The organism is Streptomyces sp. NPDC003035, from assembly GCF_042888285.1.
In the GTDB taxonomy this organism is placed as follows: domain Bacteria; phylum Actinomycetota; class Actinomycetes; order Streptomycetales; family Streptomycetaceae; genus Streptomyces.
Window position 1 is genome coordinate 170,336 of the sequence record NZ_JBIAPJ010000002.1, and the last position, 24,662, is coordinate 194,997.

The following is a 24,662-nucleotide window of genomic DNA, read 5'->3' on the forward strand; positions in this document are numbered from 1 at the left end:
CCCGCCGCCGCCGGGCACCGGCCTCTCCGGCCCGTCGGACGCCGACGAAGGGCGCCGGGCCACAATGGGCCCCGATGAACACCGATCCGGACGACGGCTGGTCCCTGATCGTCCCCCTGAAGCCCCTTGCGCGGGCGAAGAGCAGGCTCGCCGAGGCCACCGGGGCGCTGCTGCGTCCACGGCTGGCGCTGGCGTTCGCGCAGGACACGGTGGCCGCGGCGCTGGAATGCGCGCGGGTGCGGGATGTGGCGGTCGTCACGGACGATCCGGTGGCCGCGGTCGCGCTGGCGGCGCTCGGAGCGCGGATCGTGCCGGACTCCCCGGCCGCCGGCCTGAACGCGGCGCTGGCGCACGGGGCGCGGACGGTACGGGAGTCCCGGCCGGACGCGCGGGTCGCGGCGCTCAACGCGGACCTGCCGGCGCTGCGCCCCGGGGAGCTGGCGCGTGTCCTCGACGCCGCCGGGAAATTCCCCCGGACATTTCTCCCGGATGCGGCCGAAATAGGTACGACATTCCTCTCGGCCGGTCCGGGAGTGGAATTGGAACCCGCATTCGGGGGCGCTTCGCGCCGTCGGCATTTGTCTTCGGGGGCGGTGGAAATCCGACTGGCGGGGGTGGATTCCGTCCGCCGGGACGTGGACACCGGCGAGGATCTGGCGGCCGCGCTGGCGCTGGGTGTCGGTCCGCGGACGGCGGCCCATGGCTGTCGCACGGCCGGATAGGCTGCGGTTCATGCAGGCGACCGCGTACACGTACGACCCCGAGACCCGCAGCGGCAGTGTGCTGCTCGACGACGGCACCCCGGTGGAGTTCGGGGCCGATGCCTTCGACGCGGGCGGGTTGCTGTTGCTGCGTCCGGGGCAGCGGGTGCGGATCGAGACGGAGCCGGGCGCCGGGGACGCCGGTCCGCGGATCACGCTGGTGACGCTGCAGACCCTCTGAGCGCAAATCTCCGGTCCCGATTGGGCCGAACAGGGCGCGGACACGCCGCGGGCCGGGCTCCCCGAGGGGGAGCCCGGCCCGGCGTGTGAGTGGCCCTACGACCCTGCGCCGCTTACTTCTTGCGGGCGGTGGTGGTCTTCTTGGCGGGGGTGGTCTTGCGCGCGGTGGTCTTCTTCGCCGGCGCCTTCTTCGCCGTGGCCTTCTTCGCCGGGGCGGTCTTCTTCGCGGTGGTCTTCTTGGCGGCGGCGGTGGTCTTCGCCGGCGTCGCCTTCTTGGCGGTCGTCGTCTTCTTGGCGGCGCTCGCGGTCTTGGTGGCGGTGGTCTTCTTCGCCGTGGCGGTGGTCTTCTTCGCCGGAGTGGTCTTCTTGGCGGCGGCCTTCTTCGCCGCGGCGGCGGAGGTCTTCTTGGCGGCGGCCTTCTTGCCGGCGGCCTTGGCGATGGTGGGCGGCGGACCGGAAAGGCTGCCCTTGGGCGCCTTCTTGACGGCGACCTCGCCACCCTTGGGGAGCTTCTTCGAGCCGCTGACCAGGTCCTTGAAGCCCTGACCAGCACGGAAGCGGGGCACGGAGGTCTTCTTGACCCGGACGCGCTCACCGGTCTGCGGGTTACGGGCGTACCGGGCCGGGCGGTCGACCTTCTCGAACGAGCCGAAGCCGGTGACCGAAACACGGTCCCCGCCGACCACGGCACGCACGATCGCGTCCAGCACCGCGTCGACAGCATCGGCGGCCTGCTGGCGGCCGCCCATCTTGTCGGCAATCGCTTCTACGAGCTGCGCCTTGTTCACGTCTTCCCCTTCGGAGACATTGCCAGAACGAAAGTGTTCAAGCTTTTTCGCACGTTAGGCATGTATATACCGCAAATCAAACACGAAACGGGCTAATCACCCTAGTGCCGCAACGGTGAAGTGCCGTTGCGGAGTTCCTGGTGTCAGTCGTCTTCAGGGAATCGGCCCTCGTCGAGGTCCTTCATCAACCGGTCCAGACGCGCTGCGGCGTCCGTGAGATCGTGCTTCGCCGCGGCCGTGACGACCAGCAGCTTCCGGGACAGCGCCATCCTTACGCCCTCCGGGACTTGCAGTTCGCGCACCCTTGTGTGCGCTTCCTTCAATCGGGCGGCGACTGCCTCATAGAGCTCGAGTTGGCTGTCGCGTTCCATGCACCGATTGTGCCATCTAGGGCGAGTTGTCGCCCGACGGGGTCTCAACAAGCGACTGCGCCCCCCACCGGGAGGTGGGGGGCGCAGTCAGGGAAAAGTGCTGCTCAGACGGTAATTGTACGGGGTTTGAAGGACGGCCTCGCCGCCTCGTACGCCGCGATGTCGCCTTCGTTCTGAAGGGTGAGGCTGATGTCGTCGAGGCCGTTCAGCAGACGCCAGCGGGCGTTCTCGTCGAGCTCGAAGTCGGCGTCGATCCCGGCGGCGAGAACCTTCCTCTGCTCCAAGTCAACGGTGATTTCGGCCGTCGGGTCGGCCTCGGTCAGCTCCCAGAGCGCGTCCACGGTCTTCTGGTCCAGGACCACGGTCAGCAGACCGTTCTTCAGCGAGTTGCCGCGGAAGATGTCGGCGAACCGGGAGGAGATGACGGTCTTGAAGCCGTAGTTCTGCAGCGCCCAGACGGCGTGCTCACGGGAGGAGCCGGTGCCGAAGTCGGGGCCGGCCACCAGGACCGTGGCGCCCTCCCGCTCGGGGCGGTTGAGCACGAACTCGGAGTCCTTGCGCCAGGCCTCGAACAGCCCGTCCTCGAAGCCGTCGCGGGTGACCTTCTTCAGCCAGTGCGCGGGGATGATCTGGTCGGTGTCGACGTTGCTGCGGCGCAGCGGGACGGCCCGGCCGGTGTGCGTGGTGAAAGCTTCCATGGTTCCTCAGACCCCCGCGGGCGTAGCGACGTCGGACAGATCGGCCGGGGAGGCCAGGTGGCCCAGTACGGCGGTGGCGGCGGCGACCTGGGGCGAGACCAGGTGGGTCCGGCCGCCCTTGCCCTGCCGGCCTTCGAAGTTGCGGTTGGAGGTGGACGCGGAGCGCTCACCGGGAGCCAGTTGGTCGGGGTTCATGCCCAGACACATCGAGCAGCCGGCGTGCCGCCATTCGGCGCCCGCCTCCTTGAAGACCTTGTCCAGGCCCTCCTCGACGGCCTGCAGGGCGACCCGGACGGAGCCGGGGACGACCAGCATGCGGACGCCTTCGGCGACCTTGCGGCCCTCGACGATGCCGGCCACCGCGCGCAGGTCCTCGATGCGGCCGTTGGTGCAGGAGCCTACGAAGACGGTGTCGACCTTGATGTCCCGCAGCGGCTGCCCGGCGGTCAACCCCATGTACTCCAGGGCCTTTTCGGCGGCGTTGCGCTCCGAAGCGTCTTCGTACGAAGCCGGGTCGGGGACGTGCGCCGAAAGCGGAGCGCCCTGGCCCGGGTTGGTGCCCCAGGTGACGAACGGCGCCAGCGAGGCGGCGTCGATGACGACCTCGGCGTCGAAGACCGCGTCGTCGTCCGTCCGCAGCGTCCTCCAGTACGCGACGGCGGCGTCCCAGTCCTCGCCCTCGGGGGCGTGGGCGCGGCCCTTGAGGTAGGCGAAGGTGGTCTCGTCGGGGGCGATCATGCCCGCGCGGGCGCCGGCCTCGATCGACATGTTGCAGATGGTCATCCGGGCCTCCATCGAGAGCTTCTCGATGGCGGAGCCGCGGTACTCCAGGATGTAGCCCTGGCCGCCGCCGGTGCCGATCTTGGCGATGATCGCCAGGATCAGGTCCTTGGCGGTGACGTCCTCGGGCAGCTCGCCGTCGACGGTGATCGCCATGGTCTTGGGGCGGGCCAGCGGGAGCGTCTGGGTGGCCAGGACGTGCTCGACCTGGCTGGTGCCGATGCCGAAGGCCAGCGCGCCGAAGGCGCCGTGCGTGGAGGTGTGCGAGTCGCCGCAGACGACGGTCGTGCCGGGCTGGGTCAGGCCCAGCTGCGGGCCCACGACGTGGACGACGCCCTGCTCGACGTCGCCCAGCGGGTGCAGCCGCACGCCGAACTCGGCACAGTTCTTGCGCAGGGTCTCCAACTGGGCACGGGAGACGGGGTCGGCGATCGGCTTGTCGATGTCGAGGGTCGGGGTGTTGTGGTCCTCGGTGGCGATGGTGAGGTCGAGGCGCCGCACCGGCCGGCCGTTCTGACGCAGCCCGTCGAACGCCTGGGGGCTGGTCACCTCGTGCAGCAGGTGCAGATCGATGAAGAGGAGATCGGGCTCGCCCTCGGCGCGCCGGACGACGTGGTCGTCCCAGACCTTCTCCGCGAGTGTCCTACCCATCGCTTTCCCTCCGGCCGACGTGATCGCCGACACAACTAGAGACCCGTTTCGCGAGCCGTTGTGCGGCCGCCTCACCAGGGTCGCAAGATCCAGGAAAAATTGAACTTGCGTTTCACAGAGTGAGACGTGAATATCGTTGCATGGACAACTCTAGCGGCGTGGGCGTTCTCGACAAGGCAGCCCTTGTCCTGAGCGCCCTGGAGTCCGGTCCGGCCACCCTCGCAGGTCTGGTCGCGGCGACGGGACTCGCACGACCCACGGCACATCGCCTCGCCGTGGCACTGGAACACCACCGGATGGTGGCTCGCGACATGCAGGGCCGGTTCATCCTCGGACCGCGCCTGGCGGAGCTCGCCGCCGCGGCCGGTGAGGACCGCCTGCTCGCCACCGCGGGCCCGGTACTGACGCATCTGCGCGATGTCACCGGCGAGAGCGCCCAGCTCTACCGGCGGCAGGGCGACATGCGCATCTGCGTGGCGGCGGCCGAGCGGCTGTCCGGCCTTCGGGACACGGTCCCGGTCGGCTCGACGCTGACGATGAAGGCCGGCTCCTCGGCGCAGATCCTGATGGCCTGGGAGGAGCCCGAGCGGCTCCACCGCGGTCTTCAGGGCGCCCGCTTCACGGCGACGGCCCTGTCAGGCGTACGGCGCCGCGGCTGGGCGCAGTCGATCGGCGAGCGGGAGCCGGGCGTGGCGTCCGTCTCCGCGCCCGTACGCGGCCCCTCGAACCGCGTGGTGGCCGCCGTGTCGGTCTCCGGGCCGATCGAGCGCCTGACCCGCCACCCGGGCCGTATGCACGCCCAGGCCGTCATCGACGCCGCCGCCCGTCTCTCCGAGGCGCTGCGCCGCAACGGCTGATCTCCCGCCCCTCCTGCACGATCCGGCCCACCGCTTCAACGCCGCAGCGGTGGGCCGGAGTTGCGCCCGGAGCCGTACGGACGATCTTCAGTTGTCGGGCAACGCGAGGAAGCCCTCCCCCGAAGGGAAGGGCTTCCTCGATGCGTACCCCCGACCGGATTCGAACCGGCGCTACCGCCTTGAGAGGGCGGCGTGCTAGGCCGCTACACAACGGGGGCCTTGCGGATGAGCTCCGCGAGCTGGCCTACCAGGACTCGAACCTAGAATGACGGTACCAGAAACCGTAGTGTTGCCAATTACACCATAGGCCATGGTGGTTAGACCAGTACCCCCGACCGGATTCGAACCGGCGCTACCGCCTTGAGAGGGCGGCGTGCTAGGCCGCTACACAACGGGGGCCCTAGCGATCCCGCCCGGCACCGGAGTGCCGAGCGATGTCACCACGTGTTCACCGGGAGCGACCCTGGTGATGCGCAGGATGGATCTGTACCCCCGACCGGATTCGAACCGGCGCTACTGCCTTGAGAGGGCAGCGTGCTAGGCCGCTACACAACGGGGGCTTTGCGGATGCGATCCGCGTACATGCAGATGAGCTCTGCGAGCTGGCCTACCAGGACTCGAACCTAGACTAACTGAACCAGAATCAGTCGTGCTGCCAATTACACCATAGGCCACCAAAACGCGATCCCCGTTATGGGGGATCTTGTTCGGGTTGTGTGCTTCGGGGTTTCGGCCTTTCGGCTTGCTCCCCTCGGCGCAGGAAGAACATTACCCGAAGGTGTCCGACGCTCCAAAACGGGTATCGCCGCGCAGCAGGCCGGGGAGCTGGTGGAGGTCGGTGATGCGGGTCAGCTCGGGTCGCCCGCCGGTGCCGAGGCGGTCCAGCCAGATCCCCCTGAGCCCCGCCTCGACCGCCCCGCGGGCGTCGATGTCCGGCTGGTCACCGACGTACGCCACCTCCCCCGGGGCCAGCCCCAGGGCGGCGCAGGCGGCGTGGAAGGCCTCGGCGGCCGGTTTGGCGAACCCGAGCTCGGCGGCGCAGACGACGGCCTCGAAGCGGTCCCGTACACCGAGGACGCGCAGCTTGCGGTCCTGGTTGTGGATCGAGGAGTTCGACAGGACGGCGTGACGGTAGTCACCGGCCAGTACGTCGAGGACGGGCACGGCGTCGGGGAAGAGCTCCCAGGCGGCCTCGTAGTGCGTGAGGTACCGCTCGAACCAGCCGTCGGCCTCGGCGGCGGTGAGCGTGGGCGCGCCCAGGAAGTCACGCACCCGCTCGCGCCGCTGGTCCTGGAAGTCCACCCCGCCCGCCTCGAAGCGCCGCCAGTGGACGACGGTGAGCTCCTGCCAACGACGAAGGGCCTGGCCGACGGAGTCGAATCCGTCCACCAGGCCCTCGGCGGTGAGGTGCTCGCGCATGCCGGTCACGTCGGCGCGGGCGTAGTCGAAGATCGTGTCATCGATGTCCCAGAGGACCGCGCGGATCGGCATACGGCTCGGCATGGGGCCGAGATTACGCCGCCAGCTTCGCCAGCGCCGCGTCGATACGGGCCAGGGTCCTCTCCTTGCCCAGGATCTCCAGGGACTCGAAGAGCGGCAGGCCGACCGTGCGGCCGGTGACCGCGACGCGGACCGGGGCCTGGGCCTTGCCGAGCTTCAGGCCGTGCTCCTCGCCGGCGGCCAGGACCGCGTTCTTGAGGGACTCGGGGTCGCTCCAGTCGGCGGTCTCGAGCGTGGCGCGCGCGGTGGTGAGCAGCGCGGCCGGCTCGCCCTTCATGGCCTTGTCCCACGAGGGCTGGTCGAAGACCGGCTCGGGCAGGAAGAGGAAGTCCACGTTGGCCGTGATGTCCGAGAGGACCGTGACGCGCGTCTGGGCGTGCGGCGCGATGGCCTCCCAGGCGGCGCGGTCGAAGTCCTCGGGCGCCCAGTTGGCGTGCGGGGCCTGGAGCCAGGGCTCGCAGGCCGCGGCGAACGCCTTCACGTCCAGCATGCGGATGTGGTCGGCGTTGATCGACTCGGCCTTCTTGAGGTCGAAGCGTGCCGGGTTGGCGTTGACGTCGGCGATGTCGAACTTCTCGACCATCTGCTCGATGGTGAAGATGTCCTGGTCCGCCGAGAACGACCAGCCCAGGAGGGACAGGTAGTTCAGGAGGCCCTCGGGGAGGAAGCCGCGCTCCCGGTAGAGGTTCAGGGAGGCCTGCGGGTCCCGCTTCGAGAGCTTCTTGTTGCCCTCGCCCATCACGTACGGCAGGTGACCGAAGGCGGGGATCTCCTTGGCGACGCCCAGCTCGATCAGCGCCTTGTAGAGCGCGATCTGGCGCGGGGTGGAGGAGAGCAGGTCCTCGCCGCGCAGGACGTGGGTGATCTCCATGAGCGCGTCGTCGACCGGGTTGACCAGGGTGTACAGCGGGGCGCCGTTGGCGCGCACGATGCCGTAGTCCGGGACGTTGTCCGGGGTGAAGGTGAGCTCGCCGCGGACCAGGTCGGTGAAGGTGATCGGCTCGTCGGGCATCTTGAAGCGGACGATCGACTCGCGGCCCTCGGCGCGGTAGCGCTCGATGCGCTCGGCGCTCAGGTTGCGGCAGGTGCCGTCGTAGCCGGAGGGCTTGCCGGCCAGGCGGGCCGCGTCACGGCGGGCCTCCAGCTCCACGGCGGTGCAGAAGCAGTGGTAGGCGTACCCGCCCGCGAGCAGCTTCTCGGCGACGTCCCGGTAGATGTCCATCCGCTGGGACTGGCGGTACGGGGCGTGCGGGCCGCCGACCTCGTCGGGGCCCTCGTCCCAGGTGAAGCCGAGCCAGCGCAGGGAGTCGAGCAGCTGCTGGTACGACTCCTCGGAGTCGCGCGCCGCGTCGGTGTCCTCGATGCGGAAGACGAACGTACCGCCGTGGTGCCGGGCGAAGGCCCAGTTGAACAGGGCGGTACGGACCAGGCCCACGTGGGGGTTGCCGGTCGGGGAGGGACAGAAACGTACGCGGACGTTCGCGTTAGCCACGCTTGATCACCTTGTTGGTGAGAGTGCCGATGCCTTCGATGGTGACGGCGACCTCGTCGCCGACGTTGAGCGGTCCGACCCCGGCGGGGGTGCCGGTGAGGATGACGTCGCCCGGGAGCAGCGTCATGGCCTCGGTGATGTGGACGACCAGGTCCTCGATCGAGCGGACCATGTCGCTCGTACGACCGAGCTGGCGCTGTTCGCCGTTGACGGTCGCCTGGATGGTGAGGTCGCTCGCGGCGGCCAGGTCCAGGCCCGTCTCCACCCAGGGACCGAGCGGGCAGCTGGTGTCGAAGCCCTTGGCCCGGGCCCACTGCTTCTCGCGCTGCTGGGCGTCGCGGGCGGTGACGTCGTTGGCGCAGGTGAAGCCGAAGATGACGTCCTTGACGCGCTCGCGCGGGACCTCGCGGCACATGCGGCCGATGACCACGGCCAGTTCGGCCTCGTGGTGCAGCTCGTTCGAGAAGGAGGGGTACTCGATGGCGTCGCCCGGGCCGATCACGGAGGTGGTCGGCTTGAAGAAGGCGACGGGCACCTCGGGGACCTCGTTGCCCAGTTCGGCGGCGTGCTCCGCGTAGTTTCGGCCGATGGCCACGACCTTGTTGGGGAGCACGGGCGGCAGGAGCCGGACCTTGTTCAGCGGGACCTTGGTGCCGCTGAGCTCGAAGTCGGTGTACGGGATGCCCTTGATGATGTCGAGGACCAGACCGCCGGACTCGACGGTTCCCTCGCCCTCGACGGCGCCGAAGGCGACATTGCCGTCGATGGAGAATCTGGCGATGCGCACGAGTGCTGTCGCCCCTCACTTGGTACTTGCTGGAGTCTGACGCTCCAGGCTAACGCGGTGAGGGGCGGCAGCCGGCGTATTACTGTGCGGGCTGCGGGACCTCGGGGGCGGTCATGAGGACCGTGCGGCGCGGGTTGGCCGTCTGCGTGGGGAGGTCGAGTCCGTGCTCCGGCTGTACGCCCCGGCCGAGCTGCTCGGCGTCCTCGAGGTGGGCGAGCGTGGTGCGGCGGGGGTTGGCCGTGGAGCGGAGCAGCATGGTCGTCTTCATCGTCACGGGAGCCTCTACAGAGCGGGGTGTCTTGTAAAGCGTCAGGCTAAACGTGCAATTCCCTTCGAATGCATGGGATAGACAACGATCTAGGTGTGAGTTTGCTCACCACCAGGCGGATAAATCTGGCATTCCGGACCGCGGCAAGGGGTCCCTGAAACGGACATTGCCCCACTGAACGCTTCATTCCGCTCCTGATCATCGCGACTGGGACACTCCCCCCACGTGACTCTTTGGGATTAATAAGTCCGATTCCTCCGTGATCATCTTCTACGTGGGGTGACACGATGTTCACGGGTTGTTATGCCGTCGGACACCCGGCACGCCGCTCTTGTTGGAGATCCGGCACTGTGCTGGAATTCCACGCACCGCCGCGGGTTTGAAGCCGGCGCGCAGGGGGCGCAACGCAGCGCCGGGTGAGCGGCGGGGAAGGGGGAACTGCGCCGGTCATCGACGACCACCATGGGGCGCATTCGCGTCCCGAGACGCCGACACCGTCCTCCGTTCACGCGGAAGGGCGCCTGGTCCAGAGGTTGCGACGCTAGTGCAGGGACGATTCAAGAGGGATGGCAGCGCGGCTGCCGCGGAGCAGGAGCCTCGCGCCGGGACCGACCGCGGTTCCTCGGCCCAGCACGCCCAGAAGCCGGGCCAGGGCCCTGCGGGCGAGGGCGGTGACGGCTCCGCGCGCTCCGGCGCCACGACCTCTGCCAAGGAGTCCACCGCCACCGCGCAGAAGCCCCGGACCGAGCACGAGGTCGGACCGCGAATAGCCCTGCGCAACTGGCGCATCTCGACGCGTCTGGTCGCCCTGCTGACCCTCCCCGTGGTCGCGGCCACCAGCCTCGGCGGCATCCGCATCAGCGAGTCGCTCCAGGACATGGAGCAGCTCGACCACATGCAGCTGCTGACCAAGCTGACCCAGGAGGCGACGGACCTCGCCCAGGCCCTGCAGGCCGAGCGTGACCTCTCCGCCGGTCCGCTGGCCAACGGCAAGTCGGCCGGCGACTACCAGGTCTCCAGCAAGCGCAAGGCGACGGACCGGGCCCAGAAGGCGTTCATGGACGCCACCGGGGACATCCCCGCCACCGAGGGCGACGAGGCGCTGCAGAGCATCCGCCAGAACGTCAGCCAGATCGCGTCCCAGGTCGTCCAGATCGGCGGCATCCGCCAGGAGGCGTACAAGAAGGGCGTCTCCCACTCGGTGACGGTCGAGGCGTACAGCCGTCTGATCCGCTCGCTGCTCAGCCTCTCCCAGGACATGGCGCAGGCGACGAGCAACCCCGAGATGATCAAGCGGACCCGGGCGCTCGCCGCGTTCTCCTCCGCCAAGGAGTACGCCTCCGTCCAGCAGGCGATCATCGCCGCCGGACTGCCCCCGGGCGACAGCCGGCCCGGCAAGCTGGAGCCGGGTGACCGCCTTTACGGTTACGCCGCCCAGCAGGGCGAGAAGTCCGAGCTCAAGGCCTTCGAGACCATCTACGAGTCGGCCGGCGGCGACGCCGCCGAGCTGACCTCCTCGCTCTCCGCGGGCAACCCCACCATCGAGGCCGCCGACAAGTACGCGGACCGGGTGCTGAGCATCGACTCCGGCATGGCCGACCGCACGCCCCGCGGTCATCTGAACTTCACCGACGAGTACGGCACCAAGCTCAACGCCATGAACGTCATCGAGGAGAGCCTCCTCGGCCAGATGGAGACCAAGGCCCGTGAGCTGCGCGCGGAGTCGCAGCGCGAGGCCATCATCAACGGTGCGCTGATCCTGCTCGTCCTCGGCGTCTCGCTCGTCGGCGCCTTCGTCGTGGCCCGGTCCATGATCCGCTCGCTGCGCCGGCTCCAGGACACCGCGACCAAGGTCGCCCAGGACCGTCTGCCCGAGCTCGTCAAGCAGCTCTCCGAGGCCGACCCGCAGGACGTCGACACCTCCGTCGAGTCCGTCGGTGTGCACTCCCGGGACGAGATCGGCCAGGTGGCCGCGGCCTTCGACGACGTGCACCGCGAGGCGGTCCGCCTCGCCGCCGAGCAGGCCCTGCTGCGGGGCAACGTCAACGCGATGTTCACCAACCTCTCGCGCCGCTCCCAGGGTCTTATCCAGCGTCAGCTCTCGCTCATCTCCGAGCTGGAGTCCCGCGAGGCCGACCCGGACCAGCTCTCCTCGCTCTTCAAGCTCGACCACCTCGCCACCCGCATGCGGCGTAACGGTGAGAACCTCCTCGTCCTCGCCGGTGAGGAGCCGGGCCGTCGCTGGACCCGTCCGGTCCCGCTGGTCGACGTCCTGCGCGCCGCCGCCTCCGAGGTGGAGCAGTACGAGCGCATCGAACTGGCCGCCGTCCCGGCGACCGAGGTCGCCGGCCGCGTCGTCAACGACCTCGTGCACCTCCTCGCCGAGCTGCTCGAGAACGCCACGTCGTTCTCCTCGCCGCAGACCAAGGTCCGCGTCACCGGTCACGCGCTGCCCGACGGCCGTGTCCTCGTCGAGATCCACGACACCGGCATCGGCCTCTCCCCCGAAGACCTCGCCGCGATCAACGAGCGGCTCGCCTCGCCGCCCACCGTGGACGTCTCCGTCTCCCGCCGCATGGGTCTGTTCGTGGTCGGCCGCCTGTCCCTGCGACACGGCATCCGAATCCAGCTGCGCCCGTCGGACTCCGGCGGCACCACCGCGCTCGTCATGCTCCCCGTCGACGTCGCCCAGGGCGGCAAGAAGCCCGCGCCCAAGCAGGGTCCGGGCGGCGGCCAGGGCGCGATGCCGCAGGGTCCCTCCGCTCCCGGTGGCCGCCTGACCGGTGGCCCGGGTGCGGCCGGTGGTCTCGGCGGCGGTTCCCGTCCGGGCGTCGGTGGCGCCCCGTCAGGGGCGGCCGGACGGCTCGCCGCCGGTGCGGGTGCCGCTCGTGGCCAGGTCGGGGCCGGCAGCGGCCCGCGTGCCGCGCTGCCCGGCCGTGAGGGCGCGCCGCGCCCGAACGGTCCGCAGGGCCAGGCGCCGGGTCAGGCTTCGCAGCAGTCGCAGCAGCAGGGTCAGCAGACCTCGCAGCTGCCGCAGGTCTCCCAGGAGCCGCAGCGTCCGGGGCTCGGCGCCGGTGGGTTCGGCGGTGCGCAGAGCGCCATTCCGTCCCGTACGGACGTCTGGGGCGGCCAGAACAACCAGGGTCAGCAGGGCCAGAGCCAGGGTCAGCGTCAGCAGAGCCAGGACCAGGGTCAGCAGGGCCAGGGCAACCAGGCCCCGCAGGGCGGTCGCCCCGGCCAGAGCGGCTTCCCGCGCGCCGAGCTGCCCGGGGGCACCCCGCAGCAGCGTCCGCAGGCCACCAGCTGGGGCAACGACCAGGCGCAGCCGGTCCGCCGCCCGCAGCAGGAGATGTCGCCGCTGGACGCGCCGCGCGGTCACGAGGAGCCGGAGACCACGGGCCAGTACGCCCGCCCGACGGCGCCCCAGAGCCCCACGCCCCCCAGCCCGTTCCCCCGCCCGGAGTTCGGACGGGTGCAGCAGACGCCGCAGCAGGCTCCGCAGGCGCACCAGCCGCAGAACCCGCAGGACCCGGCGTCCACCGCCCAGTTCCCGCGCCCGGATTTCGGACAGCCCCAGCAGGCCCAGGCCCCGCAGGCGTACCAGCCGCAGACCCCGCAGCCCCCGGCCCCGCGCCAGCGCGGCGGCGGCGACTACGGCGCGCCCCGTCCGGCCGGCAACCTGCCCCAGGCGCCGCAGCAGCCCCAGTTGCAGCAGCCCCGTCAGCCCGAGGCCCTGCCTCCGGCGAGCGGTTCCGGTGACGGCCGTACCCCGCTGTACGACACGCTGGAGACCAACTGGTTCCACGGCCAGGGCCAGGAGCAGCAGGGCCAGGGCCGGCAGGACAACGGGCGGGGCGCCGTCGACCAGACGATGCAGACCCCGGCCCTGCCTCAGCAGCCCGCGTCCCCCGCCCCGCGGCGCCCCGGCGCGCAGGGCGGCGGCGACGGCGGCCAGCAGGCGGGCGGGCCGGCCTCCTGGCGGACCTCGCCCAACGACGAGCTGGTGCGCCAGGCCGAGCGGGTCCGCAAGCCCGCCGCCGGCGGTGTCACCACTTCCGGGCTGCCGCGACGGGTCCCGAAGGCCAATCTCGTACCCGGGACCGCGCAGGAGCAGGCCCATACGGCCGGCCCGCAGGTCTCGCGTGCACCCGACGACGTCCGCGGCCGGCTCACCAATCTGCGCCGCGGTATCCAACAGGGCCGCCAGGCAGGTAACTCGACCACGGGTAACCACCACCTCGGCCCGACCCACCAGCAGGAGCGTTAGTTGAGCGCGATGAGCCAGGCGGCGCAGAATCTGAACTGGTTGATCACCAACTTCGTGGACAACACCCCCGGGGTGTCCCACACAGTGGTGGTCTCCGCCGATGGCCTGCTGTTGGCCATGTCGGAAGGATTCCCCCGCGACCGCGCCGACCAGCTGGCGGCGGTCGCCTCCGGACTGACCTCGCTGACCGCGGGCGCGTCCCGGATCTTCGAGGGCGGCCCGGTCGCCCAGACGGTCGTGGAGATGGAGCGCGGCTTCCTCTTCCTGATGTCCGTCTCCGACGGTTCCTCACTGGCCGTGCTCGCACACCCGGAGTGCGACATCGGCCTCGTGGGCTACGAGATGACGCTGCTGGTCGAGCGGGCCGGCAGCGTCCTCACCCCGGATCTCCGTGCCGAGCTCCAGGGAAGCCTGCTGCACTAGACGCACCGACAGGGTGACGCGCCCCTCCGTGTCACCCTGGGATCACACACCGTCCGGCCGCCCCATCCGGCCCCCCACCGGCCCCATCAGACGGCAGGCGACTCTCTGCCGTCACGCCCGGAGGATTCATGACCCCGCCCCCCGCCTCTCACGATCCGTACGGCGCCTCACTCGACGAGTCGTACGGATATGAAGGCGACCAGCCGCTGGTGCGTCCGTACGCGATGACCGGCGGCCGGACCCGGCCGCGCTACCAGCTCGCCATCGAGGCACTGGTCAGCACCACGGCCGACCCGGCGCACCTCGCGACGCTGCTCCCCGAGCACCAGCGGATCTGCCACCTCTGCCGAGAGGTCAAGTCGGTGGCCGAGGTCTCGGCCCTGTTGTCGTTGCCGCTCGGCGTCGCCCGGATCCTCGTCGCCGACCTGGCGGAGGCGGGCATGGTGGCGATCCACCAGCCGGGCAACGGAGAGGCCGGCGGTACGCCGGACGTGACACTGCTCGAAAGGGTGCTCAGTGGACTTCGCAAGATCTGACGGCGGCTCCGGTTCCCAGAACCGGTCGACCACCAGCGCCAAGATCGTGGTGGCGGGTGGCTTCGGCGTGGGCAAGACCACGTTCGTCGGCGCCGTCTCGGAGATCGACCCGCTGCGTACCGAGGCCGTCATGACCTCGGCCTCGGCGGGTATCGACGATCTGACGCACACCGGTGGCAAGACCACCACGACGGTGGCGATGGACTTCGGCCGTATCACCCTGGACCAGGACCTGATCCTGTACCTCTTCGGTACGCCCGGTCAGGACCGTTTCTGGTTCATGTGGGACGACCTGGTCCGTGGTGCCATCGGCGCCGTCGTGCTCGTGGACACCCGCCGTCTCGCCGACTGCTTCCCGGCCGTCGACTACTTCGAGAACAGCGGCCTGCCGTTCGTCATCGCGCTGAACGGCTTCGAGGGGCACCAGCCGTACTCCCCCGACGAGGTCCGTGAGGCCCTCCAGATCGGTCCCGGCACCCCGATCATCACCACCGACGCCCGTCATCGCGCGGACGCCAAGAGCGCTCTGATCACGCTCGTGGAGCATGCGCTGATGGCACGACTCAAGTAGGCAGATGCGTACGGACGTTGTCGTACGCCTCCTGGAGGGGCGGCCTGTGTCGTTCGACACGGCCCGCCCCCGTGTTCATAACGTTTCGAAAGAGAATTGGGGCTCCACGGACACCCGACGCATCCGATCGGTGCCGCTGTGCTCACATGAGCCCCGCTATTTGGCGGGGCTCATGCTTTATGCCCGTTTTATCTGGGGCGTGGAACGGAAAAGCGCCCGCTCAGCGCTGTTTGGAGGGGACCCCCTTCACGTGCTGCAATTCATGAACTCCCGAGTAGTACGGCCCTGACAGAAACACCGGCACAACGTAGGTGCCGACGCCGAGAGGTTGTTGGTCGAGTGAGGCGAAGCAAGGAAAGCTCCGCGGAACAGCAGGCGCGAGGCAACTTCACGCCGCCGGCACGCATGGTGGCGTCGCCCGCTGAACCGCAGGTGACGCCCCGGGCCGGCGACGGCAAGGGCAGCTCGAGCAAGCTGTCCCCGCGCAACTGGCGGGTGCCCACCAGGCTGAACGCGATCCTCCTCATACCCGTGCTGGTCGGCCTCGTCATGGGCGGCTTCCAGGTGAAGGGGGCCATCGACACCTGGCAGGAGGCGCAGAACGCCGAGAAGACGGCGCTGATCGTGCGCGCCGCCTCGGAGTACAGCCAGGCGCTGCTCAACGAGCGTGACCTCACCGCAGGTCCGCTGCTGTCCGGCGCGGACCGCAAGAGCGACGAGGTGACGAGGGCGTACGCCGCCACCGACGCCGCCAAGGTGGAGTTCGACGAGGCCGTCACGAACATGCCGGAGGGCGAGGGCCTCGAGCGCCGCCTGAAGCTGTTCAGGGACGAGGAGCCCAAGCTCGAGAAGCTCCGCCAGAGCGCGTACGCCCGGGCCCTCGACCCGGTGAACACCCAGCTCGGTTACACGGGCGTCCAGCACTTCCTGATGGAGTTCTCCAACGAGCTCGGGCTCGGCACGGGCAACGTCACCGCCTACGGCCGTACGCTCTACGCCGTCCAGCTCGCCAAGGCGGCCGAGTCGCTCCAGCGCTCGATCGGCACCCAGCTCCTCGTCCGGCCCAGCCAGAAGGACGAGGTCTTCGCCCAGCAGTCGGTGGCGTTCAACTCGTACAACTACCTGGAGCAGATCGCCCTCGGCGAGTACAACTCCGGTGGTACCCAGGCCGACGTCGACCGGCTGAAGCAGGTCATGACGGAGAAGGCCAAGGACGGCGAGGAGAAGATGCAGGCGGCGGGTGTCACGCTGCCCAAGGGAGCCGACGGCTCCGTCTTCACCGGCGTGGTCAAGGAGATCGGCTCGGCCCAGGACGCCGAGGCGATCGCCGCCCTGAAGGGGAAGGACATCACGGCCCAGACCTGGATGGCCGTGGCCACCGGCAAGTTCGACGGCTACACGACGGTCGAGAAGGAGCTCGTCGACAAGGCCGTGGCGGAGGCCGTCCGCGTCTCCGACGAGGCCAAGACCGACGCCTTCGTCATCGGTGGCATCACCGTCGTCGCCCTGCTCGCCGCCTTCATCCTCGCCGGGATGATGGCCCGCCAGATGAGCCGCGCGATGCAGCAGCTGCGCACCGCCGCCTTCGGTATCGCCGAGCAGCGTCTGCCGATGCTCGTCGACCAGCTCTCCCGTACCGAGCCGGGCCGGGTCGACACCCGGGTCCAGCCGATCCCGATCGACTCCCAGGACGAGATCGGCGAGGTCGCCCGCGCCTTCGACCAGGTCCACCGCGAGGCCGTCCGGCTCGCCGCCGAGCAGGCCATGCTCCGGGGCAACGTCAACGCGATCTTCACGAACCTCTCGCGCCGTAACCAGTCGCTCATCGAGGGCCAGCTGACCCTCATCACCGACCTGGAGAACAACGAGGCGGACCCGGACCAGCTGGAGAACCTCTTCAAGCTGGACCACCTGGCCACCCGTATGCGCCGCAACGGCGAGAACCTCCTCGTCCTCGCCGGCGAGGAGCCGGGCCGCCGCTGGGACCAGCCGGTGCCGCTGGTCGACGTCATGCGCGCCGCCTCCTCCGAGGTGGAGCAGTACGAGCGCATCGAGCTCGCCGGTGTCCCGGAGGCCGAGATCCACGGCCAGGCCGTGACCGACCTCGTGCACCTCCTCGCCGAGCTGCTGGAGAACGCCACCACGTTCTCCTCGCCGCAGACCAAGGTCCGCGTCACCGCGACCCGGCTGCCCGACGGCCGTGTGATGGTCGAGATCCACGACAAGGGCATCGGCCTGACCGCCGAGGACTTCGCGGACATCAACCACAAGCTGGCCAACCCGCCGACCGTGGACGCCGCCGTCTCGCAGCGTATGGGCCTGTTCGTGGTCGGCCGGCTGGCCGACCGGCACGGCATCCGTGTCCAGCTCCGCCCCTCGGGCGAGCAGGCCGGTACGACCTCGCTGGTCATGCTGCCGGACGCGATCACCCACGGTGGTGGTGGCGAGAACCTGCCGGAGAACGACTTCACGGTCTCGCAGATCATCCCGCAACAGCAGCAGCACGCCTTCGAGCCGGTTCAGCAGCCGATGCGGACCGCGGCCGAGCTCGGCTTCGACGACTCCCGCTACGAGCAGCAGGGGGAGGACCGCCAGCTCGACCCGGTGAACCGTTCGCTGTTGCGCGAGGAGCGCCGGGCGGCCCTGGAGGCGCAGGCGCAGGGCGGCGAGCGTCCGATGTTCCGGGACGAGGTCGACTCCTCGCAGCAGCCGTACGGGCAGCAGGAGCACGGGCAGGAGTACGGCCAGGAGCAGGAGTACGCGCAGGACCAGGGGTACGGCCAGGAGCAGGAGTACGGCCAGGAGTACGCGTCCGACTTCGGCGGGCAGGCCCCGCGGAACGACGGGTACGACTACCCCCAGCAGAGCTACGACGGCTACGTCCAGCCCGCCGACGGGTACGCCGAGCCGAGCTATGCGGAAGCCGCCTACCAGGGCCAGGACAACGGCCAGGCGCAGTACGACAACGCGTACCAGCCCCAGGACCACCAGGGTGAGTGGGCGGATCAGGGCGCGTACCAGGGTGGCTACGAGCAGCAGTACGGAGTGCAAGCGGAATCTGCTCCGGCCGCTCCCGAACCGGCTTCTGACCGCGTAGGCTTCGACCGTCCGGGTCCGACGCCGAACCCCACCCCGGACGCCGGCCACGCGCTGACCGATGCCGGTCTGCCGCGCCGCGGCAGCACCGCCGCTCAGGCGCCGCAGCCGGGCCGCCAGTCCGCGCCGGCGCCGGCGCAGCAGAACGAAGCCGACGGTTCCGAAGAATGGCGCTCGACGAACGACGAGCGCTGGCAGCGGGCCGAGAAGCTCCGCGAGCCGAAGGCGGGCGGGGTCACCTCCTCCGGCCTTCCGCGACGGGTCCCGAAGGCCAATCTGGTCGAGGGCACGGCGGAGCAGACCCCGCAGGGCGGCCCCCAGGTCTCCCGCGCTCCTGAGGACGTGCGGGGCAGGTTGAGCAACCTGCGTCGCGGTGTCCAGCAGGGACGCACCGCGGGAACGGACACGAACGGATCGGGCCTCGGCCCGGGCAGTACCTACAACCAGGAGCGTTAGTGTGAGCATGAGCCAGGCGGCGCAGAATCTGAACTGGTTGATCACCAACTTCGTGGACAACACCCCTGGGGTGTCCCACACGGTGGTGGTCTCCGCCGACGGACTCCTGCTGGCGATGTCCGAGGGTTTCCCCCGGGACCGAGCCGACCAGCTGGCGGCCGTCGCCTCCGGGCTGACCTCGCTGACCGCGGGCGCGTCCCGGATCTTCGAGGGCGGTGCGGTCAACCAGACCGTCGTGGAGATGGAGCGCGGCTTCCTCTTCATCATGTCGATCTCCGACGGCTCCTCGCTGGCCGTGCTCTCGCACCCGGAGGCCGACATCGGTCTGGTGGGCTACGAGATGGCTCTGCTCGTCGACCGCGCGGGCAGCGTCCTGACCCCCGACCTCCGGGCGGAGCTTCAGGGAAGTCTTCTCAACTAACAGACAGACAGTGCGTTTCGCGCCGCCGCCCCGTAAGGTGCGGTGGCGCGGTTCCACAGGGACATGGGCCGCGAGGCAGTCGGAGGAGGAGACGTGGGTACACCCCCGGGCGGACGCCCATACAACGGTTTTGACGGTTCGCAGCCGCACGGCGACACCACGCAGAACCGGTTCAACTTTCCCTCCGCCCCGAGCAGACAGGGCACGCAGCAGCCCTATCAGCAGCCGCAGGCCCAGCCTTCGCCCGTGGCCGCGCCGAGCGCCCCCCGTGCGCAGCGCGCCGCGGGTGGTTCGGGCGTGCACAACCCGCTCGTACGCCCGTACGCGATGACCGGCGGCCGGACCCGGCCGCGTTACCAGCTCGCCATCGAGGCGCTGGTCAGTACGACGGCCGATCCGTCCCGGCTGCAGGGGCAGTTGCCCGAGCACCAGCGGATCTGCCGACTGTGCTTCGAGATCAAGTCGGTGGCCGAGATCTCGGCACTTCTCTCCATCCCCCTCGGCGTTGCCCGGATTCTCGTCGCCGACCTGGCCGAGGCCGGACTTGTCGCCATCCACCAGCCCGGCGGCGACGAGGCCGCCGGCGGTCAGCCAGACGTGACACTGCTCGAAAGGGTGCTCAGTGGACTTCGCAAGCTCTAGCGGCGGCGCGGCCCGTTCAACCACCAGCGCGAAGATCGTGGTGGCGGGTGGCTTCGGCGTGGGCAAGACCACGTTCGTCGGCGCCGTCTCGGAGATCAACCCGCTGCGTACCGAGGCCGTCATGACGTCTGCGTCCGCGGGCATCGACGACCTCACGCACACCGGCGACAAGACGACGACGACTGTCGCGATGGACTTCGGCCGTATCACCCTGGACCAGGACCTGATCCTGTACCTCTTCGGTACGCCCGGTCAGGACCGCTTCTGGTTCATGTGGGACGACCTGGTCCGCGGTGCCATCGGCGCCGTGGTCCTGGTCGACACGCGCCGTCTCGCCGACTGCTTCCCGGCCGTCGACTACTTCGAGAACAGCGGCCTGCCGTTCGTCATCGCGCTGAACGGGTTCGACGGTCACCAGCCGTACCAGCCGGAGGAGGTCCGTGAGGCCCTCCAGATCGGCCCGGACACACCGATCATCACCACGGACGCCCGCCACCGCGCGGACGCCAAGAGCGCGCTCATCACCCTGGTCGAGCACGCGCTCATGGCCCGCCTGCGGTAAGTCCCCGACGGACCGCCCGTGCGAAAGGGCCCGCCGCACCGTTCCGGTGCGGCGGGCCCTTTCGTGTGCGGAGCGTGGCGTCGTACGGCAAGCCGAAGGCCCCCGGCTCGGTGCGAGCCGGGGGCCTTCGGTACGGCGTGGGGGTCAGCCCTGCCAGGAGTGGGAGGGGCGGAAGCCGGACTGGCGCTCCAGGCGGCGCCAGCCGGCCGTCGAGCGGCCGTGGCGGGACGTCGCCGCGTCGTCCGCCGGCTGGGCGGCCGCGCGGGCGAGCAGCACCGCGGTGATCGCGGCCAGCTCCTCGGGGTCGGCGTGGCCCTTCTCGACACGGAGAAGGTTGGCTGTGGCAGGCGTGGTCACTTCTGTGGGCTCCTCTTACTGAGGCGGGTTGCCGTGCTTGCGGGACGGCAGGTCGGCGTGCTTGGTGCGGAGCATGGCGAGGGACCTGATGAGGACCTCCCGCGTCTCTGCGGGGTCGATCACGTCGTCGACCAGTCCGCGCTCCGCCGCGTAGTAGGGGTGCATCAGCTCGGACTTGTACTCCTTGACCATGCGGGCTCGCATGGCCTCGGAGTCCTCGGCCTCGGCGATCTGCTTGCGGAAGATGACGTTGGCGGCACCTTCGGCGCCCATCACCGCGATCTCGTTCGTGGGCCAGGCGTACGTCAGGTCGGCGCCGATGGACTGGGAGTCCATGACGATGTACGCGCCGCCGTACGCCTTGCGCAGGATCAGGCTGATCCGGGGCACGGTCGCGTTGCAGTACGCGTACAGCAGCTTCGCGCCGTGCCGGATGATTCCACCGTGCTCCTGGTCGACGCCCGGAAGGAAGCCGGGTACGTCCAGAAGAGTGACGATCGGAATATTGAAAGCATCGCACATCTGGACGAAACGGGCGGCCTTCTCCGAGGCCTCGATGTCCAGGACGCCCGCCAGCGACTGCGGCTGGTTGGCCACGATGCCGACGACCTGGCCGTTCAGGCGGGCCAGCGCGCAGATGATGTTGCGGGCCCAGCGCTCGTGGATCTCCAGGAAGTCGCCGTCGTCGACGAGCTCCTCGATCACCTTGTGCATGTCGTACGGACGGTTGCCGTCGGCCGGGACGAGGTCGAGCAGGACGTCCGAGCGGCGGTCCGCCGGGTCCTCGGAGGCGACGGTCGGCGGGTTCTCGCGGTTGTTCTGCGGGAGCATCGACAGGAGGTAGCGCACCTCCGCGATGCACGTCTCCTCGTCGTCGTACGCGAAGTGCGCCACGCCGCTGGTCTCGGCGTGCACATCGGCGCCACCGAGGCCGTTCTGCGTGATCTCCTCGCCGGTGACCGCCTTGACGACGTCCGGGCCGGTGATGAACATCTGCGAGGTCTCACGGACCATGAAGACGAAGTCGGTCAGGGCGGGGCTGTAGGCCGCGCCACCGGCGCACGGGCCGAGCATCACCGAGATCTGCGGGATGACGCCCGAGGCGCGGGTGTTGCGCTGGAAGATGCCGCCGTAGCCGGCGAGGGCGGAGACGCCCTCCTGGATACGGGCGCCGGCGCCGTCGTTCAGGGAGACCAGCGGGGCACCGGACGCGATGGCCATGTCCATGATCTTGTGGATCTTCGTGGCGTGGGCCTCGCCCAGCGCGCCGCCGAAGATCCGGAAGTCGTGCGCGTAGACGAAGACCGTGCGGCCCTCGACCGTGCCCCAGCCGGTGATGACACCGTCGGTGTACGGCTTCTTGGCCTCCAGGCCGAAGCCGGTGGCGCGGTGTCGGCGCAGCTGCTCGACCTCGTTGAAGGAACCAGGGTCGAGCAGCAGCTCGATCCGCTCGCGAGCGGTCAGCTTGCCCTTGGCATGCTGGGCCTCGGTCGCACGGTCGCTCGGTCCGCGCCGGGCCTCCTCGCGCAGGGCGTGCAGCTCGGCCACACGGCCACGGGCGTCAGTCGGCTCGCTCGGGATCTGGTCCACAACGGTCATGTACTGACCCTACGAAGCCGACCAAGCAAATCCCGCCGTCGACTCCGTACAGTCTCCCGCGTCGATTCCTGGTGGAGTAGGACAGAACCGTCGGCGGTGAGTGCCGAGTCGACAGCGAGACACCCCTGGCGTTTGTAGGTTTTCCACATAAGCCTCTCGGCGAGGCTTCGCGCGGGCCCGTTACAGGGCCACCTCGCAGCGGTGGGTGGCCCCCGCCGTACCGGGAGTGATCCGCAGCCGCAGGGAGCGGCCCGTGGCGAGCACCTCCACCGAGGGGTCGTGACCGGTCACACGGCGGACCGGCTGGTCCCAGACGAGCTCCAGCGGCTGCCCGGTGCGCTGCGGCTCGCTGATCCGGAGGTCGAGGACCGCGCGCCGGCGGCGGACCAGGACACTGGCCGGGGCCGTGACCGTCAGGCGCCCCACCGTACCGGCCCGCCACAGGTTGGCGGCCGTGAGCCCGAGGGAGGGGACGGCGACGGCCTGCCGTTCGGCGCTGTTGTCCAGGATCGTGAGCCAGTCCTGGTCAGCGGCGCGGGCGGCCAGGGTGCGCGGGGAGGCGCCCGGCATGAGCAGGTAGGCGTACGAGGCGCCGGCCGGGTCCGTGCCGTGGTTCAGCCACAGGGTCTGGTAGGTGCGGGTGCGGGTCTCGGTGGAGCTGGTGGTGTTGATGTCGCTCCAGGCGCCGGTCCTGTCCTCGCGCAGGGTGCGCAGGTTCGCCGTGCCCTGGGGGAAGACCCAGCCGCCGTGTCCTTCGAGGTGGGCCCAGCCCCGGCCGGTGGTGAACGCGTGGCCGCCGTTCTCGCCGAGGTTGCGGTTGTCGACGACCGTCTCGACGGGGACGCCGTCGGCGGCGGTGATTCCGGCCCCGAGGCAGATCACGGCGTCGGCGGCGCAGAACCAGGACTTCCGGGCCTCCAGGGTGGAGCCGAGGCCCTTGAGGTGCTGTCCGACGGCGGCGAACTCGCCGTCGGTGGCTCCCCCGACCCACTTCACGGCCGGCTTCGGGGCGCCCCACTCGCCGCCGGCGCGGTCGGCAAGACGCTTGGTGGAGACGGTGGTGCCGGGCAGGCGGTAGGGATCGACGGTGGGCCAGAACCAGTCGGTGTACTGGCCGCCCTGGCCCGCGGTCCACCAGGAGAGCATGCCGGCGCCGGTGTGCCAGCCGCGCGGGTTCTCCCCGTTGCCGCACTCGTAGTACGAGATCCGCTCCGAGGCCATGGCGATGTTGACGGCCCAGCCGGGGCGCCGGTGGACGGCCCGGTCCATGGAGGCGAAGAGCCGGTGCCCGGTCGGCTCGGGAGCGGCGGGGACGGGCGCGTCGGCGACGGCGTGCAGCCGGGCGAGGTCGGCGACGCCGAACTGGCGGGCGGAGAGGATCGGGGAGACGGTGTCCCGCTCGATCCAGCCCTTCACGCGCGCGTGCCACCGCTCGCGCTCGGCGGCGCTCGCGCCGCCGGCGAGCAGGGCGATGGCGGCGATGATCCCCTGGCCGTGGAAGTGGTCGGAGCGCATGACGCGGCGCTCGTCGTTCTTGAGGTAACCGCGGCTGATGGCACGTCCGTTGACGCTGTCCATCATCAACCCGTCGTAGACGAGGGGCGCGTAGGCCTTCTCCACGCTGTCGAGGATGATCTGCCGGTTCGGGTCGACGACCTCCCAGCTCGAGCCGGCGAGGAGGGTGAAGAGGCGGCCGAGGCCGTCGAGCATGACCTGTCCGTACGTGCCCGAGTAGGCGACCCAGGTGTGCTGGACGAACGAGCCGTCGGCGTAGAGGCCGTCGCCCTTGGTCACGTACGGGAAGACGGGCGAGAGGGCGTCGCGGGCGAGGGCGATCTTCGCGGGGTTCGCGCCGAGGATGCCGCCCAGGGCGACGGAACGGCAGAGGTCGACACGGTTGGCGCCGGTGGAGGTGCCGCTGTAGGTCGCGAGCATCGCGTCGGGGACGAAGTGGTCGACGGCGGCGCAGGCGGCGGCGATCCGTTCGGGTCCGAGGTGCGGGTGGAGCGCGGCGACGATGTCCATGAGCAGGCGGGGACTGCCTATCTGCCACTCCCACCAGTTGCCGTACCGCTGAGTGCCTGCCTTGTACACCCGCGTGGAGAGGTGGTCGAGGCCGCGGAGGACGTCGGCGAGCAGGGTCGCGTCGCCGGTGAGCCCGGTGCCGGGCTGCAGATAGGCCTGCGTCATCGTCCACAGGCGGCTGTAGCTCTGGCTGATGCCGGCGGGCGGGTCGAAGGTGACGCCCGGCCAGAGGGAGGAGTCGCCGGGGGCCATGGACGCCCGGAAGGTGCGGGCGAGGGCGCCGGTCTCGGCGAGGCGGGAGGCGTAGGGCTCGGCGCCGGCGTCGAAGCCGGCGCCGAGCTGGATGTCGAGCCAGCGCAGCCGCAGCGCCTCGAACTCCCCCTCCTGCGCGTGGGCGGGAGAGGGACGTCCGAGGGCCACGGCCGCGCCTCCTGCGGCCGCGGTGGTCAGGAAGGTGCGGCGGGACCAGACGGGAACGGGCACGGGAGCCTCCCGGGGGAAGTGGTGTAGACCGGTTGACGCCCGGTGTAACACCCGTTCTCCGACGCAATCAATGAGCACGACACCGTCGCGA

Annotated in this window: 22 protein-coding genes and 5 tRNA genes; 11 read left to right on the forward strand and 16 right to left on the reverse strand. The window is 70.1% G+C overall.

Going from position 1 to position 24,662, the window contains the following annotated elements; translation table 11 throughout:
- Positions 1-74: 74 nt before the first annotated feature.
- Together cofC and ACFYV5_RS06995 are read left to right on the forward strand one after the other, a co-directional pair.
- Entirely contained in the window at positions 75-722 is a 648-nt protein-coding gene (gene cofC / locus ACFYV5_RS06990) for a 2-phospho-L-lactate guanylyltransferase (RefSeq protein ID WP_389165384.1), read from the forward strand.
- A 10-nt stretch (positions 723-732) separates the two neighbouring features.
- On the forward strand, positions 733-942 hold the full coding sequence (locus ACFYV5_RS06995; protein ID WP_389165386.1) for a hypothetical protein: 210 nt from the start codon (positions 733-735) through the stop codon (positions 940-942).
- Between the two features lie 112 nt (positions 943-1,054).
- On the opposite strand, the gene ACFYV5_RS07000 is transcribed toward ACFYV5_RS06995, so the two are convergent.
- The 4 genes from ACFYV5_RS07000 to leuC all read right to left on the reverse strand — a co-directional run bounded on the left by ACFYV5_RS07000 (position 1,055) and on the right by leuC (position 4,229).
- Positions 1,055-1,729, reverse strand: a complete 675-nt coding sequence (locus ACFYV5_RS07000) for an HU family DNA-binding protein (RefSeq protein ID WP_355107457.1) — start codon at positions 1,727-1,729, stop codon at positions 1,055-1,057.
- A gap of 143 nt (positions 1,730-1,872) precedes the next feature.
- Positions 1,873-2,100 carry a hypothetical protein gene (locus ACFYV5_RS07005; RefSeq protein WP_215066552.1) on the reverse strand — a complete coding sequence of 76 codons (228 nt, stop codon included), beginning with the start codon at positions 2,098-2,100 and terminating at the stop codon, positions 1,873-1,875.
- A 104-nt stretch (positions 2,101-2,204) separates the two neighbouring features.
- On the reverse strand, positions 2,205-2,798 hold the full coding sequence (gene leuD / locus ACFYV5_RS07010) for a 3-isopropylmalate dehydratase small subunit (RefSeq protein WP_389165389.1): 594 nt from the start codon (positions 2,796-2,798) through the stop codon (positions 2,205-2,207).
- A gap of 6 nt (positions 2,799-2,804) precedes the next feature.
- Positions 2,805-4,229, reverse strand: a complete 1,425-nt coding sequence (gene leuC, locus ACFYV5_RS07015) for a 3-isopropylmalate dehydratase large subunit (RefSeq protein ID WP_389165392.1) — start codon at positions 4,227-4,229, stop codon at positions 2,805-2,807.
- A gap of 140 nt (positions 4,230-4,369) precedes the next feature.
- Between leuC and ndgR the strand changes: the two genes are divergently transcribed.
- Positions 4,370-5,086 (forward strand): IclR family transcriptional regulator NdgR, encoded by a 717-nt coding sequence (gene ndgR / locus ACFYV5_RS07020; protein ID WP_005311436.1) that lies wholly within the window; start codon positions 4,370-4,372, stop codon positions 5,084-5,086.
- 145 nt (positions 5,087-5,231) lie between these two features.
- On the opposite strand, the gene ACFYV5_RS07025 is transcribed toward ndgR, so the two are convergent.
- The 9 genes from ACFYV5_RS07025 to ACFYV5_RS07065 all read right to left on the reverse strand — a co-directional run bounded on the left by ACFYV5_RS07025 (position 5,232) and on the right by ACFYV5_RS07065 (position 9,133).
- Positions 5,232-5,304, reverse strand: a tRNA-Glu gene (locus ACFYV5_RS07025).
- A gap of 21 nt (positions 5,305-5,325) precedes the next feature.
- Positions 5,326-5,397, reverse strand: a tRNA-Gln gene (locus ACFYV5_RS07030).
- A gap of 15 nt (positions 5,398-5,412) precedes the next feature.
- Positions 5,413-5,485: transfer RNA gene (locus ACFYV5_RS07035), tRNA-Glu, on the reverse strand.
- 88 nt (positions 5,486-5,573) lie between these two features.
- Positions 5,574-5,646: transfer RNA gene (locus ACFYV5_RS07040), tRNA-Glu, on the reverse strand.
- A 42-nt stretch (positions 5,647-5,688) separates the two neighbouring features.
- Positions 5,689-5,760: transfer RNA gene (locus tag ACFYV5_RS07045), tRNA-Gln, on the reverse strand.
- Between the two features lie 94 nt (positions 5,761-5,854).
- Entirely contained in the window at positions 5,855-6,577 is a 723-nt protein-coding gene (locus ACFYV5_RS07050) for an HAD family hydrolase (protein ID WP_389166343.1), read from the reverse strand.
- 22 nt (positions 6,578-6,599) lie between these two features.
- Positions 6,600-8,078, reverse strand: coding sequence for a glutamate--tRNA ligase (gene gltX, locus ACFYV5_RS07055; RefSeq protein ID WP_389165395.1), 1,479 nt, complete (start codon positions 8,076-8,078; stop codon positions 6,600-6,602).
- Positions 8,071-8,865 carry a fumarylacetoacetate hydrolase family protein gene (locus ACFYV5_RS07060; protein WP_355107465.1) on the reverse strand — a complete coding sequence of 265 codons (795 nt, stop codon included), beginning with the start codon at positions 8,863-8,865 and terminating at the stop codon, positions 8,071-8,073. Before ACFYV5_RS07060 ends, gltX begins: the two co-directional genes overlap by 8 nt.
- Positions 8,866-8,944: 79 nt before the next feature.
- Positions 8,945-9,133 (reverse strand): hypothetical protein, encoded by a 189-nt coding sequence (locus ACFYV5_RS07065; RefSeq protein ID WP_355108327.1) that lies wholly within the window; start codon positions 9,131-9,133, stop codon positions 8,945-8,947.
- Positions 9,134-9,677: 544 nt separating this feature from the next.
- On the opposite strand from ACFYV5_RS07065, the gene ACFYV5_RS07070 reads away from it, so the two are divergent.
- The 8 genes from ACFYV5_RS07070 to ACFYV5_RS07105 all read left to right on the forward strand — a co-directional run bounded on the left by ACFYV5_RS07070 (position 9,678) and on the right by ACFYV5_RS07105 (position 20,107).
- Positions 9,678-13,400, forward strand: coding sequence for a nitrate- and nitrite sensing domain-containing protein (locus tag ACFYV5_RS07070; protein WP_389165398.1), 3,723 nt, complete (start codon positions 9,678-9,680; stop codon positions 13,398-13,400).
- Between the two features lie 9 nt (positions 13,401-13,409).
- Positions 13,410-13,823, forward strand: coding sequence for a roadblock/LC7 domain-containing protein (locus tag ACFYV5_RS07075; protein ID WP_355108329.1), 414 nt, complete (start codon positions 13,410-13,412; stop codon positions 13,821-13,823).
- Positions 13,824-13,951: 128 nt separating this feature from the next.
- The gene (locus ACFYV5_RS07080) at positions 13,952-14,359 is read left to right on the forward strand and encodes a DUF742 domain-containing protein (protein ID WP_355107469.1); all 408 of its coding nucleotides are present in this window, start codon (positions 13,952-13,954) and stop codon (positions 14,357-14,359) included.
- Positions 14,340-14,930, forward strand: coding sequence for an ATP/GTP-binding protein (locus ACFYV5_RS07085; RefSeq protein ID WP_355107471.1), 591 nt, complete (start codon positions 14,340-14,342; stop codon positions 14,928-14,930). Before ACFYV5_RS07080 ends, ACFYV5_RS07085 begins: the two co-directional genes overlap by 20 nt.
- Before the next feature lie 339 nt (positions 14,931-15,269).
- Positions 15,270-18,482, forward strand: coding sequence for a nitrate- and nitrite sensing domain-containing protein (locus tag ACFYV5_RS07090; RefSeq protein WP_389165401.1), 3,213 nt, complete (start codon positions 15,270-15,272; stop codon positions 18,480-18,482).
- A gap of 7 nt (positions 18,483-18,489) precedes the next feature.
- Positions 18,490-18,903, forward strand: a complete 414-nt coding sequence (locus ACFYV5_RS07095; RefSeq protein ID WP_147980024.1) for a roadblock/LC7 domain-containing protein — start codon at positions 18,490-18,492, stop codon at positions 18,901-18,903.
- A gap of 93 nt (positions 18,904-18,996) precedes the next feature.
- Entirely contained in the window at positions 18,997-19,545 is a 549-nt protein-coding gene (locus tag ACFYV5_RS07100) for a DUF742 domain-containing protein (protein WP_355107475.1), read from the forward strand.
- On the forward strand, positions 19,526-20,107 hold the full coding sequence (locus ACFYV5_RS07105; RefSeq protein WP_017235983.1) for an ATP/GTP-binding protein: 582 nt from the start codon (positions 19,526-19,528) through the stop codon (positions 20,105-20,107). Before ACFYV5_RS07100 ends, ACFYV5_RS07105 begins: the two co-directional genes overlap by 20 nt.
- A gap of 144 nt (positions 20,108-20,251) precedes the next feature.
- On the opposite strand, the gene ACFYV5_RS07110 is transcribed toward ACFYV5_RS07105, so the two are convergent.
- The 3 genes from ACFYV5_RS07110 to ACFYV5_RS07120 all read right to left on the reverse strand — a co-directional run bounded on the left by ACFYV5_RS07110 (position 20,252) and on the right by ACFYV5_RS07120 (position 24,571).
- A complete protein-coding gene (locus ACFYV5_RS07110) occupies positions 20,252-20,464 on the reverse strand; it encodes an acyl-CoA carboxylase subunit epsilon (protein ID WP_355107477.1) in 213 nt (70 codons plus the stop codon).
- 15 nt (positions 20,465-20,479) lie between these two features.
- Entirely contained in the window at positions 20,480-22,063 is a 1,584-nt protein-coding gene (locus ACFYV5_RS07115; protein ID WP_355107479.1) for an acyl-CoA carboxylase subunit beta, read from the reverse strand.
- A 180-nt stretch (positions 22,064-22,243) separates the two neighbouring features.
- The gene (locus tag ACFYV5_RS07120) at positions 22,244-24,571 is read right to left on the reverse strand and encodes a polysaccharide lyase 8 family protein (RefSeq protein ID WP_389165405.1); all 2,328 of its coding nucleotides are present in this window, start codon (positions 24,569-24,571) and stop codon (positions 22,244-22,246) included.
- Positions 24,572-24,662 lie beyond the last annotated feature (91 nt).